The sequence below is a fragment of the Streptomyces sp. KLMMK genome, assembly GCF_036961605.1.
GTDB classification, from domain to species: Bacteria; Actinomycetota; Actinomycetes; order Streptomycetales; family Streptomycetaceae; genus Streptomyces; species Streptomyces telluris.
The window spans coordinates 1-12,260 of record NZ_JBAMDC010000039.1 but is presented as its reverse complement, the minus strand read 5'-3'; the positions used below and the strand labels follow the sequence as shown (position 1 = coordinate 12,260).

At 72.0% G+C, this 12,260-nt stretch carries 11 protein-coding genes; 7 read left to right on the top strand and 4 right to left on the bottom strand.

Annotated features, from left to right (window positions below; all coding sequences use genetic code 11):
- Positions 1-83 precede the first annotated feature (83 nt).
- From V7793_RS10275 to V7793_RS10260, 4 genes are all read left to right on the top strand, one after another.
- Entirely contained in the window at positions 84-1,445 is a 1,362-nt protein-coding gene (locus tag V7793_RS10275; protein ID WP_336004633.1) for an APC family permease, read from the top strand.
- A 307-nt stretch (positions 1,446-1,752) separates the two neighbouring features.
- The gene (gene xseA / locus V7793_RS10270) at positions 1,753-2,985 is read left to right on the top strand and encodes an exodeoxyribonuclease VII large subunit (protein ID WP_336004630.1); all 1,233 of its coding nucleotides are present in this window, start codon (positions 1,753-1,755) and stop codon (positions 2,983-2,985) included.
- Positions 2,986-2,995: 10 nt separating this feature from the next.
- Positions 2,996-3,247, top strand: coding sequence for an exodeoxyribonuclease VII small subunit (locus V7793_RS10265; protein ID WP_336004627.1), 252 nt, complete (start codon positions 2,996-2,998; stop codon positions 3,245-3,247).
- Between the two features lie 157 nt (positions 3,248-3,404).
- The gene (locus V7793_RS10260; RefSeq protein ID WP_336004624.1) at positions 3,405-3,995 is read left to right on the top strand and encodes a malonic semialdehyde reductase; all 591 of its coding nucleotides are present in this window, start codon (positions 3,405-3,407) and stop codon (positions 3,993-3,995) included.
- Between the two features lie 72 nt (positions 3,996-4,067).
- Here the strand turns inward: V7793_RS10260 and V7793_RS10255 are convergent, their stop codons facing one another.
- Positions 4,068-4,616 (bottom strand): DUF4245 domain-containing protein, encoded by a 549-nt coding sequence (locus V7793_RS10255; protein ID WP_336004621.1) that lies wholly within the window; start codon positions 4,614-4,616, stop codon positions 4,068-4,070.
- 220 nt (positions 4,617-4,836) lie between these two features.
- Here V7793_RS10255 and glpX point away from each other — a divergent pair, with 220 nt between their 5' ends.
- The gene (gene glpX, locus V7793_RS10250) at positions 4,837-5,868 is read left to right on the top strand and encodes a class II fructose-bisphosphatase (RefSeq protein ID WP_256790347.1); all 1,032 of its coding nucleotides are present in this window, start codon (positions 4,837-4,839) and stop codon (positions 5,866-5,868) included.
- A gap of 102 nt (positions 5,869-5,970) precedes the next feature.
- On the opposite strand, the gene V7793_RS10245 is transcribed toward glpX, so the two are convergent.
- Both V7793_RS10245 and V7793_RS10240 read right to left on the bottom strand, forming a co-directional pair.
- Complete coding sequence (locus V7793_RS10245) at positions 5,971-6,330, bottom strand: WhiB family transcriptional regulator (RefSeq protein ID WP_058046041.1); 360 nt, start codon at positions 6,328-6,330, stop codon at positions 5,971-5,973.
- A gap of 204 nt (positions 6,331-6,534) precedes the next feature.
- Positions 6,535-7,206 carry a DUF1707 SHOCT-like domain-containing protein gene (locus tag V7793_RS10240; protein ID WP_336004616.1) on the bottom strand — a complete coding sequence of 224 codons (672 nt, stop codon included), beginning with the start codon at positions 7,204-7,206 and terminating at the stop codon, positions 6,535-6,537.
- A 182-nt stretch (positions 7,207-7,388) separates the two neighbouring features.
- Between V7793_RS10240 and V7793_RS10235 the strand changes: the two genes are divergently transcribed.
- On the top strand, positions 7,389-9,053 hold the full coding sequence (locus V7793_RS10235; protein WP_336004614.1) for a fumarate hydratase: 1,665 nt from the start codon (positions 7,389-7,391) through the stop codon (positions 9,051-9,053).
- 157 nt (positions 9,054-9,210) lie between these two features.
- Here the strand turns inward: V7793_RS10235 and V7793_RS10230 are convergent, their stop codons facing one another.
- Positions 9,211-10,737: a ricin-type beta-trefoil lectin domain protein gene (locus tag V7793_RS10230; protein ID WP_336004610.1), complete on the bottom strand. Its 1,527-nt coding sequence runs from the start codon at positions 10,735-10,737 to the stop codon at positions 9,211-9,213.
- Positions 10,738-10,844: 107 nt separating this feature from the next.
- On the opposite strand from V7793_RS10230, the gene V7793_RS10225 reads away from it, so the two are divergent.
- Positions 10,845-12,242 (top strand): class II fumarate hydratase, encoded by a 1,398-nt coding sequence (locus V7793_RS10225; RefSeq protein ID WP_336004606.1) that lies wholly within the window; start codon positions 10,845-10,847, stop codon positions 12,240-12,242.
- Positions 12,243-12,260 lie beyond the last annotated feature (18 nt).

Genomic DNA, 12,260 nt, shown 5'->3' with positions numbered 1-12,260 from the left:
GGCCCGCGGTGCCGACCGGCGGCGGGCGGCCCGGTGGGGCACGATGACGGAAGCCGCGATTCCGTCCGCTCTAGGGGCAGCCCATGACCGCACCCGTGACCGCATCCCCCGGCGGCACCGACGGAAAGCTTCACCGCACCCTCACCTTCCGGGACCTGATCGTCTACGGGATGCTGTTCATCGCCCCCATGGCGCCGGTGGGGATCTTCGGCACGCTGGACGCGAAGTCGCGCGGGGCGGTGGCGCTCGTCTACATCGTCGCGACGGTCGCGATGGCCTTCACCGCCTTCTCGTACGCACAGATGGTGCGCGTCGCCCCGCAGGCCGGCTCGGTCTACACCTACGCGCGCGTGGGGCTCGGCGAGGGCCCGGGGTTCATCGCCGGCTGGATGGCGATGCTGGACTACCTCCTGATCCCCGCGGTGGCCTACCTCTTCTCGGGGATCGCCCTGCACGCGCTGGTGCCGTCGGTGTCGCAGTGGGTGTGGACGGCCGTCGCGGTCACGGTGACGACCGCCCTGAACCTGGCGGGCGTGCGGACGGCCGCCGTCGTCGGCTTCCTGGTGCTCGCCATGGAGATCGCCGTCCTGCTGGTCTTCGTGGCGTGCGCGGTGTTCGCCCTCGCGGAGCACGGCGCCCGGCGCGGCTGGCTGTCGCCGCTGACCGGGGAGAGCGGCTTCGCCGCGGGCGCGGTGGTCGCCGCGGTGTCCGTGGCGGTGCTGTCGTACCTGGGCTTCGACGCGATCGCGGCGTTCGCAGAGGAGGCCGCGGGGGGCTCGGAGCGCGTCGCCCGGGCGGTGATGACGTGCCTGGCGGTCGCGGGCGTGCTGTTCATCGTCCAGACGTACCTGGCGGCGCTGCTCGCCCCGATGTCGGCGGCGGAGCTGGAGGCGGACCCGGCCGCGCAGGGCTCGGCGTTCTACGACACGGTGGACTCGGCGACCGGCGCGTGGCTGCACGACCTGGTGGCGGTCAGCAAGGCCGTCGGGGCGGCGTTCGCGGCGCTGGCGGGGCAGGCCGCGGCGGGGCGGCTGCTGTTCGCGATGGCGCGGGACAGGAGGCTGCCGAGCCTGCTGTCGAAGGTGGACCCGGCCTCGGGCGTGCCCCGGATCGCGGTGCTGGGCGCGGCGGTGGTCAACCTCGTGGCGGCGGTGTGGGCGGCGCGGCGCGACGACGGCCTGGACCGCCTGGTGTCGGTGGTGAACGTGGGCGCGCTGGTGGCCTTCGCGCTGCTGCACCTGTCGGTGATCGGCTGGTTCGCGGTGCGCCGGCGGGGCCGGGAGCTGCGGCCCGTACGGCATGTGGTGATGCCCCTGCTGGGGCTGGCGGTGGTGATCGCGGTGATCGTCGAGGCGTCGGCCACGGCGCAGGTCGTGGGCGGGCTGTGGCTGGTGGCGGGGCTGGGGGTGCTGGGGGCGGAGGTGCTCCGCAGGGGTCCGACGTAGCGCGGTGCCGCCGACATGGGGGTTCGCCGGTGCGCGGCGGGCCGCTGACGCGGTGGCGAGCGGGCTTTCGGCACCGCCGGACTGCGCCGCGGTGGTTGCTCGCCGCGGCGGCGGTCTTGAGAGGCCGGGCCTCTCGGCCGGCGGAGCCGGCGCGCGCAGCGAAGACGCCGGGCAGAGCCGGGCGGCCCACCGGGCGCTCACGGAAATGCCCGCCGCGACGGCGCGCAACCACTACGGCGAGGGCCCGGCGGAATGCGCGCGCCCACCGGAACCCGCACGTGTCAGCACCCCCCACTACGCTCAGCCCATGGCCCTCAACACGTCCCCCGACGCCCCGATCCCGGTGGGGCAGGTGTCCCGGCTCATCGGCGGCTGGATCGACCGTCTCGGCGCGGTGTGGGTCGAGGGGCAGATCACCCAGCTCTCCCGCCGCCCGGGCGCCGGCGTCGTCTTCCTGACGCTGCGCGACCCGGCGCACGACATCTCGCTGTCCGTCACCTGCTACCGCGCGGTCTTCGACCGGGTCGCCGACATCGTCTCGGAGGGCGCGCGCGTCGTCGTGCACGCCAAGCCCGAGTGGTACGCCCCGCGCGGTCAGCTCTCGCTGCGGGCGGCGGAGATCCGGCCGGTGGGCGTCGGGGAGCTGCTGGCGCGGCTGGAGCAGCTGAAGAAGTCGCTGGCGGCGGAGGGCCTGTTCGCGGCGGACCGCAAGCGGCCGCTGCCGTTCCTGCCGCAGCTGATCGGCCTGGTCTGCGGCCGCGCCTCGGCCGCCGAGCGGGACGTCCTGGAGAACGCCCGGCACCGCTGGCCCGCCGTCCGCTTCGAGATCCGCAACGTGCCCGTCCAGGGCGTGCACGCGGTCCCGCGCGTCATCGAGGCCGTCGAGGAGCTCGACAAGGCCCCCGGCGTGGACGTGATCATCGTGGCGCGCGGCGGCGGCAGCGTCGAGGACCTGCTGCCGTTCTCCGACGAGCGCTTGGTGCGGACCGTGGCCGCGTGCAGCACGCCGGTGGTCTCCGCGATCGGCCACGAGCCCGACTCCCCCCTGCTGGACCTGGTCGCGGACCTGCGCGCGTCCACGCCGACGGACGCGGCCAAGCGCGTGGTGCCCGACGTCGGCGAGGAGCTGGTCCGGGTCCGCCAGCTGCGCGAGCGCGCCCTGCGCTGCGTCACCGCGCACCTGGACCGCGAGGAGCGCGGCCTGGCGTCGGTGCGGGCCCGCCCGTGCATGCAGCACCCGCAGCGGATGGTGGAGGAGCGCGAGGACCGCATCGACGCGCTGACCGCCCGGGCGCGCCGGACGCTCGGCCATCTGCTGGACCGTGCGGACTCGGAGCTGTCGCACACGCACGCGCGCGTGGTCGCGCTGTCCCCGGCGGCGACGCTGCGCCGGGGTTACGCCGTGCTGCAGCACGCGGACGGCTCGGTGGTGCGGGACGCCGCGGAGGTGACGGCGGAGGAGGAGCTGCGGGCCCGGGTCGCGGAGGGCGAGTTCACGGTGCGGCCCGTTGCGGGGTCCGCTGTCGTACCCCCCGCATAGGCTGGTGGCCATGGCGACGACAACGGATGCGCTGGGGTACGAGCAGGCTCGCGACGAGCTGATCGAGGTCGTGCGCCGCCTGGAGGCGGGCGGCACGACGCTGGAGGAGTCGCTGGCCCTGTGGGAGCGCGGCGAGGAGCTGTCGAAGGTGTGCCGGCGCTGGCTGGAGGGCGCGCGGGCGCGGCTGGACGCGGCGCTGGCCTCCGAGGAGGAGGCCGGGGCGGCCGAGGGTGCCGCGGAGGACGCCGAAGAGGCGCCCTGACCCCGGCTCACCCCATCTGACCAGGCAATACATCACCGAGGGCGGGTGAGCCCCACCACACCCCCACCCCTTTAGTTGAAGTTTCATCTACTTGTCGTACAGTGGATCCCGTAAGCCCCGCCCCCGGGATCTTCCGTACGCAAGAAGGTGCACCGCCATGTCCCTCGCCCTCGACTCCGCCGCCCAGGACCTGCTCTTCCGTGAGGCGCACACCGCCAACACCTTCTCGGACGAGCCGGTGACCGACGAGCAGATCCAGGCCGTCTACGACCTGGTCAAGTACGCCCCGACGGCGTTCAACCAGTCGCCCCTGCGCATCGTGCTGATCCGCTCCGAGGAGGCCCGCGAGCGCCTCGCGCCCCTGATGGCCGAGGGCAACCGCGAGAAGACCCGCAACGCCCCGCTCGTCGCGATCCTCGCCACGGACAACGAGTTCCACGAGGAGCTGCCGGAGCTGTTCCCGCACTTCCCGCAGGCCAAGGACGTCTTCTTCACCGAGCGCCCGGTCCGTGAGCAGTCCGCGGCGCTCAACGGCTCGCTGCAGGCCGGCTACTTCATCCTCGGCATCCGCGCGGCGGGCCTGGCCGCCGGCCCGATGACGGGCTTCGACTTCGCGGGCGTCCAGAAGGAGTTCCTGGACGGCGACCACACCCCGCTGATGATCGTCAACATCGGCAAGCCGGGCGAGGGCGCCTCGTACCCCCGCTCGCCGCGCCTGCCCTACGAGCAGGTCGTCACGACGGTCTGACCCGTCCGGACAGCCCGAAGCGCGGGGACGGCCCGAAACCGTCCCCGCAGCGGCATTGGCCGTCGCGCTCTCTCAGCCCTTCTTGGACTTGAGCGCGGCGGCCATTTCCGCGAGCCGCTCCGCGGACGCGGTACCGGTGACCACCGTGGTCACGCCGCGCTCCTCGCGCACGAGCGCGTTGTACTTCTCGCCCTCGTAGTGCCGCCACGTGGCATCGCCCACGCGCTGCGTCTTGTCCGTCTTGACCGCACGCTGGCTCGCGCCGTCGATGAAGGCACGGGCCGGGCCGTCGCTCTGCTCGACCGCCACGTACTCCGTGTCCGGGTCGAGGAAGCCCAGGTGCCAGACCGAGCCCTCCTTGCCGCCCGTCCCGCCCGCCCGGTACGAGACCGAGGTGGCGCGCCAGTCCTTGTCCAGCCCGGCCGGGGCCGCGACGGGGTACGGCGCCGCGCGCCGCGCCGTGTCGAGCTCGACGCGGTAGTCGACGGTCGGCACCGCGTCGCTCGCCTTGCCCTCGTCGTGCGGGATGAACACGTAGCTGACGAAAGCGACGGGAATGATCGCCGCCATCGCGAGCACCATGTTGCGCACGGTCTGCGCCTTGGGATTCCTACCTGCCACGACCCCATCGTCCCCCATGCCCCGGGAGATCTTGACGGCGGCCCCGGGGGCGCGCCGGAGCCCGGTACGCGACCCGTCCGCGAGACCTTGACGCCGCTCATGCGTGGGGCCCTCTGCTCACTCTCGCGGTAAACAGATAAAGTCATCAGCACCCTCACCTTCTGCCCCTTTCGGGGGAGAGGGGTCCCACGGCCGTCGCCGTACAGAAAGGTGCGCTCCGATGACCGAGCATCATCTGCCGTCCTCGCTCGAGGTCAGCCCCGAGGCTCCCGACCGCAACCTCGCCCTGGAGCTCGTCCGGGTCACCGAGGCCGGTGCCATGGCGTCGGGCCGCTGGGTCGGCCGGGGCGACAAGAACGGCGCGGACGGCGCCGCGGTCAAGGCCATGCGCGCCCTGATCGGCACCGTGTCCATGAACGGTGTCGTCGTCATCGGCGAGGGGGAGAAGGACAACGCCCCCATGCTCTACAACGGCGAGCGCGTCGGCGACGGAACCGGCGCCGAGTGCGACGTGGCCGTCGACCCGGTGGACGGCACGACCCTCACCGCCAAGGGCATGGCCAACGCCGTCTCCGTGATGGCCGTCGCCGATCGCGGCACCATGTTCGACCCGTCCGCGGTGTTCTACATGGACAAGCTGGTCACCGGCCCGGAGGCCGCCGACTTCGTCGACATCGACGCCCCCGTCGCCGTCAACATCCGCCGCATCGCCAAGGCCAAGCACTCCTCCCCCGAGGACGTCACGGTCGTCGTCCTGGACCGCCCCCGCCACGACGGGCTCGTCAAGGAGATCCGCGAGGCCGGCGCCCGGATCAAGTTCATCTCCGACGGCGACGTGGCCGGCGCCATCATGGCCGCCCGCGAGGGCACCGGCGTGGACCTGCTGCTGGGCATCGGCGGCACGCCGGAGGGCATCATCGCGGCCTGCGCGATGAAGTGCCTGGGCGGCACCATCCAGGCCAAGCTGTGGCCCAAGGATGCCGAGGAGCGGCAGCGCGCCCTCGACGCGGGCCATGACCTCGACCGCGTCCTGCACACGAACGACCTGGTCAGCGGCGACAACGTGTTCTTCGTGGCCACCGGCATCACCGACGGGGAGCTGCTGCGCGGCGTCCGCTACCGCGCGGAGACGGCGACCACGCAGTCGCTGGTCATGCGCTCCAAGTCGGGCACGATCCGGCAGATCGACTCCACGCACCGGCTCTCGAAGCTGCGCGCGTACAGCACGGTGGACTTCGAGCGCCCCAGCTGATCGCCCTGCGGGCGCGCCGGCCCGCAAACGCCGGACGGGCTGCGATTCCGGCTGAGCCCAGCCGAAATCAAGCCCGTCCGGCGTTTCTGCCGTTCCGTGCGCTCAGCCCGCGGCGGCGACCCGCGTCGTGCGCGCCAGCTCGGCCTCGCGCCGGCGCCGGCGCGCCAGCACCACCCGGCGCTCGGCGGCGGTGAGACCACCCCAGACCCCGTAGGGCTCCGGCTGCAGCAAGGCGTGCTCGCGGCACTCGACCATCACCGGGCAACGGGCGCAGACGCGCTTGGCGGCCTCTTCGCGCGACAGACGGGCAGCCGTCGGTTCCTTGGATGGTGCGAAGAAGAGCCCGGCTTCATCCCGGCGGCACACCGCCTCCGAATGCCAGGGGCCGGCCTGATCCCGCGCGGACGGAATCCGCGGGGACGGTACGGCGGCTTCCTGCAGGGGCTGATGCGGTAGCAGCACGGTCTACTCCTGACGACGGCTTTTGCTTGGCCGGTTGAGTCACCCTTGCCCGCCTCCACTGCGCACGGCCATTCGCACCGGCAGCCGTACGAGAGACGATGCACCAAGCTTTACCCGCTGTGCGCGTGCTTATTCACACCGTTGCCATGAGCGGAACGCGGTAACCCGCAGTAAGTTCACGGCGATAGGGCGCACGGCCCGCCATCAGCGGCCCGGGCGAAGGTTCTTGAGGCGCTTTCCCCGCTTCGGTTCGGCGTCCACGCCGCCGAAGACGGCGAAGCCGGTGACGGAGACGACCGGGGCGTCGGGGTCGGGCGCTTCCACGGTCCTGACGTCGAAACCGCCGAAGATTCCGGTGCCCGTGGAGCGCAGGGTGACGTTCTCCGGGACCGTGATGTCGACGCTGCCGAAGAGCGAGGCCGCGTTGATGACGATCTCCCGCTGCTCGAAGAACGCCTCGGTCAGATCGATCTCCACGGCACCGAACAGCGCGAACGCGTTCGTCCGCCGGCTCACCCGCCAGCGCCCCTTGCGGCTCGCGGCGCCGAAGACGGCGACGAGGTTGTCGGTGGGACCCGCGCCCGCGGTGTGCGCCGTGGCCGGGTGCGGGCGCGCGGAGCCCTGCGGCCGGGCCCGGCCGTCCACCGGCAGGTCGCGGACGGGCGGTTCCAGCTCGCCCAGGGTCCTGGCCCGGTAGACGGCGCCGATCCGCTCGGCGTGCTCCTCCGCGGTGATCCGGCCGTCGCCCAGGGCGTCGCGCAGGATGCCGGCGGTGCGGTCGCGGTCGGCGTCGGAGGCGCGCAGCCCGGCCTCCGGCACGGCGGGCCGGCTCGGCCGGGGGGTCTTCTCGAACGAGGGCGACGATGGCTCTTCCACGGCAAGCAGGGTAGCCACAACGCGATAGATCGCGATAGAGGGCGGCGCCGTCCCGGGGATTCCCGCAGGTCGGAGCGGGTGAGCCTTACCTCACAAGACCGTTCCCCCGCGCGCGCCCTAGGCTGGTATGCGCTGTCGAGGACGCCAGCCACCACCGCCTGCCGAGTGAGGAATCCGCCGCAATGCCTGCCTCTGAGTTCGCCTATACGGACCTCCTGCCCCTGGGTGAGGACAACACTCCGTACCGCCTGGTCACCTCCGAGGGCGTGTCGACCTTCGAGGCCGACGGCCGCACCTTCCTCAAGGTCGAGCCGGAGGCGCTGCGCAAGCTGGCCGCCGAGGCGATGCACGACATCTCGCACTACCTGCGCCCGGCCCACCTCGCGCAGCTGCGGAAGATCCTCGACGACCCCGAGGCCTCCCCGAACGACCGCTTCGTCGCCCTGGACCTGCTGAAGAACGCCAACATCGCGGCCGCCGGCGTGCTCCCGATGTGCCAGGACACCGGCACGGCGATCGTCATGGGCAAGCGCGGCCAGAACGTGCTGACCGAGGGCGGCGACGAGAAGGCCCTCTCGCACGGCATCTTCGACGCCTACACCGAGCTCAACCTGCGCTACTCGCAGATGGCCCCGCTGACCATGTGGGACGAGAAGAACACCGGCTCCAACCTGCCCGCGCAGATCGAGCTGTACGCGACCGACGGCGGCGCCTACAAGTTCCTCTTCATGGCCAAGGGCGGCGGCTCGGCCAACAAGTCCTTCCTCTTCCAGGAGACGAAGGCCGTGCTCAACGAGGCGAGCATGATGAAGTTCCTGGAGGAGAAGATCCGCTCGCTCGGCACGGCCGCCTGCCCGCCGTACCACCTGGCGATCGTCGTCGGCGGCACCTCCGCCGAGTACGCGCTCAAGACCGCCAAGTACGCCTCCGCGCACTACCTCGACGAGCTGCCGGAGGAGGGCTCCCCGCTCGGCCACGGCTTCCGCGACAAGGAGCTGGAGGACAAGGTCTTCGAGCTCACGCAGAAGATCGGCATCGGCGCCCAGTTCGGCGGCAAGTACTTCTGCCACGACGTGCGCGTCGTCCGCCTCCCGCGCCACGGCGCGTCCTGCCCGGTGGCCATCGCCGTCTCCTGCTCCGCCGACCGCCAGGCGCTCGCGAAGATCACGCCCGAGGGCGTCTTCCTGGAGCAGCTGGAGACCGACCCGGCGCGCTTCCTCCCGGAGACCACGGACGAGCACTTGGAGTCGGAGGGCGACGTCGTCCGCATCGACCTCAACCGGCCCATGGACGAGATCCTCGCCGAGCTGACCAAGTTCCCCGTCAAGACCCGCCTCTCGCTGACCGGACCGCTGGTCGTGGCCCGTGACATCGCACATGCGAAGATCAAGGAGCGGCTGGACGCGGGCGAGGAGATGCCCCAGTACCTCAAGGACCACCCGGTCTACTACGCCGGCCCGGCCAAGACCCCCGAGGGCTACGCCTCCGGCTCCTTCGGCCCGACGACGGCAGGCCGCATGGACTCCTACGTCGAGCAGTTCCAGGCGGCCGGCGGCTCCAAGGTGATGCTCGCCAAGGGCAACCGCAGCAAGCAGGTCACCGACGCGTGCGGCAGCCACGGCGGCTTCTACCTCGGCTCGATCGGCGGCCCGGCGGCCCGCCTCGCACAGGACTGCATCAAGAAGGTGGAGGTCCTGGAGTACGAGGAGCTGGGCATGGAGGCCGTCTGGAAGATCGAGGTCGAGGACTTCCCGGCGTTCATCGTCGTGGACGACAAGGGCAACGACTTCTTCGTCGACCCGGCTCCGGCCCCGACGTTCACGTCCATCCCGGTGCGGAGTTCCTGACGGGGCCGGTACTTGACTGCAGGCCGCCCGTGGCTGGTCGCGCAGTTCCCCGCGCCCCTTCCGGGGCCGGTTGCTGACGCCGGGTGCTCGGCCGCGGGCCGTCCCTGGTTGCTCGCGCAGTTCCCCGCGCCCCTTGCAGGGCGCGGGGGCCGCTCGGCTACGCGAACCGCTGATTCGGCGAGCCGTCGCATTTCTGCAGGCGCACCGCTTCCTTGCCGCCCGCCAGCGTCAGGCACAGCCCGGGCGCGGCCACCGGGCTGAGTCCCTCGCCGGAGCGGCTGAACTGCTGATTGGCGCCCCCGTGGCAGTTCCACAGCACCACGGCCGTCCCGGCCGCGTACTTCCCCCCGGGAACGTCCACGCACCGGTCGTGCGAGAGAGCCGTCCGCAGCGCCTTGGTGCCGGCGTCGTAGCCCCACTCCTGGTTGCGGTTGCCCGTGCAGTCCCAGCCGCCGACCGCGGTCCCGTTGCGGCTGCTCACCCCGTACGCGTCGACGCAGGTGCCGGTGGCCTCGTTCTTCAGCGGCCGGAAGGCGTCGTCCCAGGCGCCCTCGCGCAGCACGGGCTTCCCGGTGCTCGCCGGGTCGGCGCAGCCGGCCTCGCGGTAGCCGGCCTGGTAGGCCTGGCTCAGGCAGGACGCGAACGCGCCGTGGCCCCGGGCGTTGGGGTGGAAGGACTGCCGCACGGAGTTCGCGTCGGGCGGGAAGGGGTTGGACAGGTCGACGTAGAGGCCGCGTGCCCAGGCGTCCTCCATGCAGACCTCGTGCCCGTGGAAGAGGCGCGAGTTGTCGAGGTAGACCGCTCCCGTGTCGCGCGCGGCCTTGCGCATGCCGCGCTCGAAGGCCGGCACGGCGTGGTTGCGGCCCCAGGCGGCGTCGGAGGTGTGGCCGACGCAGCCGCCGGGGAGCTTGCCGGGGAAGGAGGGGTTGTCCTCGAAGTCGGGGCCTATGGGGCTCGGGTAGCCCATGAGGACGAGCTTGTAGTCGCCGTCGGCGTAGCCGGCGTCCTTCATCACGGTGCGCAGGTCCCGTACGGTCTGCTCGACCTTGGGGACGAGTCCGTCGACGCGGGCCTGCCAGCCGGGGGCGTACTTGGGCTCGCAGGTGCCCTGGAGGGTCAGGTAGCGGGTGACGCAGTCGGTCATGACGGGCCCGAACTGCAGGTCGTCGTTGGCGCCGGCGACGAGCAGGACCATCTTCACGCGGGTGTTGCGGGCCTTGACGGCGAGGCTGTCGCTCTGGACGAGCTCGTCGGCGTACTGCTTGGAGCCGCCGATGCGGATGTTGGCGGTGGAGGCCCCGGAGCAGGCGACGTTGTAGGTGACGTCGGCGGGGATCGTGGTGCGGTGGATGGCGGCGTCGGGCGAGCGGTGGCACCAGTTGGCGGGGCCGTTGGTACCCGGTTCGTAGGTGCCGACGCCTTCGCCGGAGATCTCGCTGTCGCCGAGTGAGAGGAGCGAGGTCTTGCGCTGCTCCAGGGGGCGCTGGGCGGCGTCCCCGTAGAGCTTGACCGCTTCCGCGGCGCGGATCTTCTCCAGTTCGGGCGACAGGGGCGTCGCGGCGGCGGACGCGCCCGGCGCGGGGGCCGCGTGGGCGGTGGGTGCGGTGACAGCGATGCCGCCGAGCGCCGCGGCGAACGCGGCGACGGCGGCGAGTGAACAGCGCAGGGTGGGTCTGCGTGTCATGGTGCCTCCCCGATTTCAGTTGTTACCCGCGGTATTTACTAGGCGGTAGTGCTTTTTGGGAACACCGTGAACCGGACAAACGCTTGGTGTGTCAGGAGGTAGTGACGATGACCGATGGTGAGCAGTACCGGATCGAGCACGACTCGATGGGTGAGGTCCGGGTCCCGGCGGATGCCAAGTGGCGGGCGCAGACCCAGCGCGCGGTGGAGAACTTCCCCATCAGCGGGCAGCGGCTGGAGCGGTCGCACATCGAGGCGCTGGCCCGGATCAAGGCCGCGGCGGCCAAGGTCAACGCCGAGCTGGGCGTGGTGGACAAGGACGTCGCGGAGGCGATCGAGGCGGCCGCCGCGGAGGTCGCCGAGGGGCGCTGGGACGACCACTTCCCCGTGGACGTCTTCCAGACGGGCTCCGGCACGTCCTCCAACATGAACACGAACGAGGTCGTCGCCACCCTGGCGAGCGAGCGCCTGGGCCGCCCGGTGCACCCCAACGACCATGTGAATGCGTCGCAGAGCTCCAACGACGTCTTCCCGTCCAGCATCCACATCGCGGCGACGGCCGCCGTCACCCGCGACCTGGTGCCCGCGCTGGAGCACCTCGCGGCGTCCCTGGGGCGCAAGGCCGAGGAGTTCGCCGAGGTCGTCAAGTCCGGCCGCACGCACCTGATGGACGCCACCCCGGTGACGCTCGGCCAGGAGTTCGGCGGGTACGCGGCCCAGGTCCGCTACGGCGTCGAGCGGCTGCAGGCGTCACTGCCGCGTCTGGCCGAACTCCCCCTGGGAGGCACGGCCGTGGGCACCGGCATCAACACCCCGCCCGGCTTCTCCGCCGCCGTCATCGCCGAGGTCGCCCGCGCCACGGGGCTGCCGCTGACGGAGGCCCGCGACCACTTCGAGGCGCAGGGCGCGCGCGACGGCCTGGTGGAGACCAGCGGCCAGCTGCGCACCGTCGCCGTCGGCCTCACCAAGATCGCGAACGACCTGCGCTGGATGGGCTCGGGCCCGCGGGCCGGACTGGCCGAGATCAGCCTGCCGGACCTGCAGCCGGGCTCCTCGATCATGCCGGGCAAGGTCAACCCGGTCATCTGCGAGGCCGTCCTGATGGTGGCCGCCCAGGTCACCGGCAACGACGCGACGGTCGCGGCCGCGGGCGCCGCCGGGAACTTCGAGCTCAACGTGATGCTCCCGGTGATGGCGAAGAACGTCCTGGAGTCCGTGCGGCTGCTCGCCAACGCCTCCCGGCTGCTGGCCGACCGCACGGTCGACGGCATCACGGCCAACGTGGAACGGGCCCGCGAGTACGCCGAGTCCTCCCCGTCGGTCGTCACGCCCCTCAACCGCTACATCGGCTACGAGGAGGCGGCGAAGGTGGCCAAGAAGTCGCTCGCCGAGCGGAAGACGATCCGCGAAACCGTTCTCGACGGCGGGTACGTGGAACGGGGGCTCCTCACCCTGGAACAGCTCGACGAAGCCCTCGACGTCCTGCGCATGACGCGCCCCTCCTGACACGGCGGGTGCACCGGC

Excerpts from the sequence above, each read along its gene's own strand:
- V7793_RS10275 (WP_336004633.1), top strand. The coding sequence starts at position 84 with ATGACCGCACCCGTGACCGCATCCCCCGGCGGCACCGACGGAAAGCTT.
- xseA (WP_336004630.1), top strand. The coding sequence starts at position 1,753 with ATGGCCCTCAACACGTCCCCCGACGCCCCGATCCCGGTGGGGCAGGTG.
- V7793_RS10265 (WP_336004627.1), top strand. The coding sequence starts at position 2,996 with ATGGCGACGACAACGGATGCGCTGGGGTACGAGCAGGCTCGCGACGAG.
- V7793_RS10260 (WP_336004624.1), top strand. The coding sequence starts at position 3,405 with ATGTCCCTCGCCCTCGACTCCGCCGCCCAGGACCTGCTCTTCCGTGAG.
- glpX (WP_256790347.1), top strand. The coding sequence starts at position 4,837 with ATGACCGAGCATCATCTGCCGTCCTCGCTCGAGGTCAGCCCCGAGGCT.
- V7793_RS10235 (WP_336004614.1), top strand. The coding sequence starts at position 7,389 with ATGCCTGCCTCTGAGTTCGCCTATACGGACCTCCTGCCCCTGGGTGAG.
- V7793_RS10230 (WP_336004610.1), bottom strand. The coding sequence starts at position 10,737 with ATGACACGCAGACCCACCCTGCGCTGTTCACTCGCCGCCGTCGCCGCG.
- V7793_RS10225 (WP_336004606.1), top strand. The coding sequence starts at position 10,845 with ATGACCGATGGTGAGCAGTACCGGATCGAGCACGACTCGATGGGTGAG.